This is a genomic window from Microbulbifer variabilis (assembly GCF_020524905.1).
GTDB lineage: Bacteria > Pseudomonadota > Gammaproteobacteria > Pseudomonadales > Cellvibrionaceae > Microbulbifer > Microbulbifer variabilis_A.
Window position 1 is genome coordinate 1 of the sequence record NZ_JAIVKI010000045.1, and the last position, 4,102, is coordinate 4,102.

4 protein-coding genes and 1 pseudogene are annotated in these 4,102 nt (G+C 56.2%); all 5 read left to right on the forward strand.

All coding sequences use genetic code 11. From position 1 onward, the window contains the following. Positions 1–315, forward strand: a pseudogene (locus LC073_RS21300) (hypothetical protein); the annotation flags it as partial. 86 nt (positions 316–401) lie between these two features. Continuing rightward, positions 402–923, forward strand: coding sequence for a hypothetical protein (locus LC073_RS21305; protein ID WP_226649620.1), 522 nt, complete (start codon positions 402–404; stop codon positions 921–923). Then, on the forward strand, positions 886–2,892 hold the full coding sequence (locus tag LC073_RS21310; protein ID WP_226649622.1) for a terminase gpA endonuclease subunit: 2,007 nt from the start codon (positions 886–888) through the stop codon (positions 2,890–2,892). Before LC073_RS21305 ends, LC073_RS21310 begins: the two co-directional genes overlap by 38 nt. Next, positions 2,893–3,108 (forward strand): primosomal replication protein PriB/PriC domain protein, encoded by a 216-nt coding sequence (locus tag LC073_RS21315; RefSeq protein ID WP_226649624.1) that lies wholly within the window; start codon positions 2,893–2,895, stop codon positions 3,106–3,108. It begins immediately after the preceding gene. Further along, positions 3,108–4,102: phage portal protein (locus LC073_RS21320; RefSeq protein WP_226649626.1), on the forward strand; the 995-nt coding region annotated here is incomplete at its 3' end. The genes LC073_RS21315 and LC073_RS21320, both read left to right, overlap by 1 nt.

Sequence of the window (4,102 nt, forward strand, 5' to 3'; positions counted from 1 at the left end):
TCGGTCGGAACTTATAAAAAAATCCTGGCTGAATTACGGGGTAACCCTGGCTCTACAAGGGGGACAGGTAGTGCGCAGGGTAAAAAGGGGAAATATTTCGTTGGCAAAGTTAATGGTGTCTTAGGCGTGTGGAAGAGGGCTGGCGGTAAACGCCGGCCAACGGTTAAGCCCATCCTGATTTTCCTCAAGGGAAAGCCTGACTACCGCAAACGTTTCCCTTTTATCCAAATAGCCGAAGGCATAGCGCGACGCCATCTGCCGATTGAACTGGATAAGGCCATGGACTATGCGATTGCGACCGCAAAGAGACGTTGAACGGGTCCTCCTGAGGGGGCCAACACACGGGTGATTCGGACCGTGTTTTTTTAACAGATATCCAAAATTTCATAGGGGGTTATACCTTGGCTGGTGATATCTCTCTTGATGATCAGGCCACTCAATTGGGCTTTGCTCGCTTGGTTGGCGCTTCGCAGCCCGCGATTGCCAAGCATTGGCAGGCTGGGGTGCTTTCCCAGGGAGCCAGTTTCAAAGTTTGGCTACAAGAATACTGCGAGCGGCTGCGCACAGAAGCGGCAGGCCGTCAGGTGAGTGATGCCCGCAGCCGCCGCGATATGGCACAGGCAGTTGAGTCTGAGGCAAATGCGCAATTAAAAATGCGTGAGCTGTATCGGCAAGACCAATTAATTCTGGATATCGAGTCTGTTCGCAAGGCGATGGTGGAGTGGTCCACCATTGGCAAGAATGAATTTTTAGGAGCGGTGGAAAGCATCGTTATTGCTATCGAGAGCCAGCATGCCATTACCATCGATCGCGAACCCCTACAGCCAAACATTGACGCTGCCCTCAAAGCTATTGGCAGTTACGAAATTGAATCTGAAGAGGCTAGTGGAGGAAGTACGCCAGGCCTGGATACCGCAGCCTAAAATCCCGCTGATCGAGTGGTTGCCAGACAATATCAAGCTGCCGTCTGAGGATAGCGATAACGCCGGTTATTACCGCAACGATTATGTGCCCTATTTCTGGGGCGTGATGCACGCGCTGGATAACCCAGTGTCGTGGATGGTGGTGATGCAGAAGGCCGCGCAGATTGGCTGGACGGTTTTGCTGGCCACCGATATCTGTAAGGTCGCCGTCACCGACCCGGCCCGCATCCTAATGCTGTTTCCCAAGGATGAAAAAGGCCGCCTGTTTATGGATGAAAAGCTGGTGCCGATTATCGAAGGTTCGCCAGCGGTGAATCGGGTGATCGATGTCACCACCAGCCGCAAAGGCGGCAGCCGCTCAACGCGGAAGAAATTCCCCGGTGGTGAGGTGCGCACCATTGGCTCCAACTCGATATCCAATGTGAAATCCACCACGGCCCGCCGGGGCTATGTGGAGGAGCCAGACGATACCAACAAAGACGTCGGGGATCAGGGCGATTCCATTCGCCACCTGCGCGAACGCCTTAAGCGCATGCGCAACAAGAAATTAATTATTGGCGGCACACCTGCGGTAGCGGATCTTTCCCAGGTGGAGCATTACACCAAGCTCGGCACCATGCGCGTGCTGCCGGTGACCTGTCACGACTGCGGCGACTCCCATGTACTGGATTGGGAAAACGTTCGCTGGCTGAAGAAAGAAGAGGGCATACCGCATCCGGTATTCGGCCTACATCAGCCTGATACTGCTATCTATGGCTGCCCGGAATGTGGCAGCGAATGGGATGACTACCGCCGCCAGGCCAATATTCTGCAGACCTGCAAAACGGCGCGGGAGAATGGCGACGATTTTGCCGGCTGGGTCAAAACCCAATGTGGTGAAGACTTTGGGCCCGATGAAATCGAACCGATAGAAACCTTTATGGAGCTCTCCGAGCTCTATGTGTGTATCCCCGGCACCGGCCTCGCCGATGTGGTGCGGGATTTTCTCGAAGCGGAGCATGAAGCCAAAAGCGGTGATGAATCCGCGCGTATTGTTTTTCAGAACAACAAACTGGGCAGGCCCTACCAGTATGCCGCCAGCCGCTTGCTGGACCATGAGGAACTGCAGAAAGCCGCCGAGGATTACCCGGAATTATCCTGCCCCGCTGGCGGCCTGTTGGTAACGGTGGGCATCGATGTGCAGCATGACCGCCTCGCAATCAGCATCCGCACTTTCGGCCGCAATGAAGAGTCCTGGCAGATGTTCTGGGGCGAGATCGATGGCGACACCGCCGACAAGCGCGACGACTGCTGGGCTGCCCTGGACAAGCTAGTCTTCCAGCCTTTCAAGCACGAGCGTTTTGGCGAGATCCGCGCAGCGGCAATCAGTATCGACTCCTCCGATGGGGGTACCAGCAACGCGGTATATCACTGGGTGAGAACCCGCGATAAAAAACATCGCGGCGTGCTGGTGATGGCGATCAAAGGGGACAGTAACGACTTCGGCACCAAGGAAATCTTTTCTCAACCCAGGCAGGTGGATTACAACAATCCCAAACGCCGCACCAAGGCAGATCGCCATGGGGTTCGGGTGTATATCGTGGGTACCCACAAGGCCAAAGATCTGATCGCCAAGCGCTTGCTCGGCACCAGCGCCTATATGCACAGCTGCAAGCATGTGCGCCAGGACTACTGGGAGCAGGTCACCGCCGAGGTCAAAGCCCCCAGCAAAAAGCACAAGGGCAGGGAAACCTGGCAGCAGCGCCCCGGCAGGCCCAATGAGGGCACCGATACCGAGGTCTACGCCCTACACGCAGCCCACGCCAAGGGCATGCACAAATACAACGAGAAAAAGTGGTCCACCATCGAATCGCAGCTGGGCCAGCGCACCTTGTTTAGCGAGCCCGATCAATCACCGGATCAACCCAAACCAGCCCCGAGTAAACCACACCGGCCAGCACAGCCGGTCGGTTCCCTACTGGATAGTTAAATGTCAAAAACCGCACAAGAAATGGTCGACCTCTATATCGAGGCCGAGATAGACGTGCTCGCCGGTAAAACCACGGTGATTAACGGCCGCCAATTTACCGCAGAGAACCTGCAGGAAATCCGCGCTGGCCGTCAGGAGTGGGAGCGCCGCGCGTCTCAAGAAACATTAAAGGCTGCCGGCAAACACCGCGGACCCGCCTACGCGAACTTTTACTGATGAACAAACTGGATTCTGTAATCGGGTTCTTTGCGCCCGAGGCCGCCCTGCGCCGCGTGCAAGCCCGCCGTGCCCTGGAGATTGCCGCCGCCTATGAAGCCGCGCGACCCAGTCGCCTGCGGAAAAACCCCGGTGATAACCGCAGCGGTGATCTGGTCGCCGAAGCTGGTGTGGAGGCGCTGCGCGGCCAGGCCCGGCACCTGGAGCAAAATCACGATTTTGCCTTCGGCATTCTCACCACTCTAACCAACAACATCGTCGGCCCGCGCGGTATCGATGTGGAATTCCAGCCCAAAACCTGGGATGGCGATATTCACGAAGGCCTCGCCAGCCAAATGAATGAGGCTCACAAGGAATGGGCGCGGCGCCCAGAATGCACCCGGCAATTTAGCTGGGGAAAATCCCAGCGGCTTCTTTGTAATACCTGGCTGCGCGATGGCGAAACTCTGCTGCGGCACCTGCAGGGCACGGTGCCCGGCTTAAAGCATCGCACCCCAGTGCCTTACACCATCGAATGCCTGGAGCCGGATTTCCTGCCGGTGGATTACAACGATTCCAGCAAACGCATAGTGCAGGGTATTGAGAAATCCGCCTGGGGCGAAGCCAAGGCCTTCTGGCTCTACGACGAGCACCCTGGAGCCTCTTTTAACTGGCGTATGAAGCGCAGGCGCCACAGTGCGGAAAATATCGAGCACCTGAAATTTGTGCGCAGGCTGCACCAAACCCGAGGGGTTTCCATCTTTGCAGCGGTAATGAATCGCCTCAACGATATTAAAGACTATGAAGAAAACGAACGCGTTGCAGCCAAGATTGCCTCGGCCATGGTTGGCTTTATTCAGAAGGGTAGCCCTACTGAGTATGAGCATGATGATGCTTGGGATAGTGAAGGAAAGCGCATTCTCGACATCCGTGCCGGTGCCATCTACGACGATCTCCGCCCTGGGGAATCTGTCGGCACCATCCAGAGCAATCGCCCAAGCGGCTTGCTAACCCC

Bases quoted from the DNA above. Each gene is read 5' to 3' on its own strand.
- LC073_RS21315 (WP_226649624.1), top strand. From the start codon at position 2,893: ATGTCAAAAACCGCACAAGAAATGGTCGACCTCTATATCGAGGCCGAG.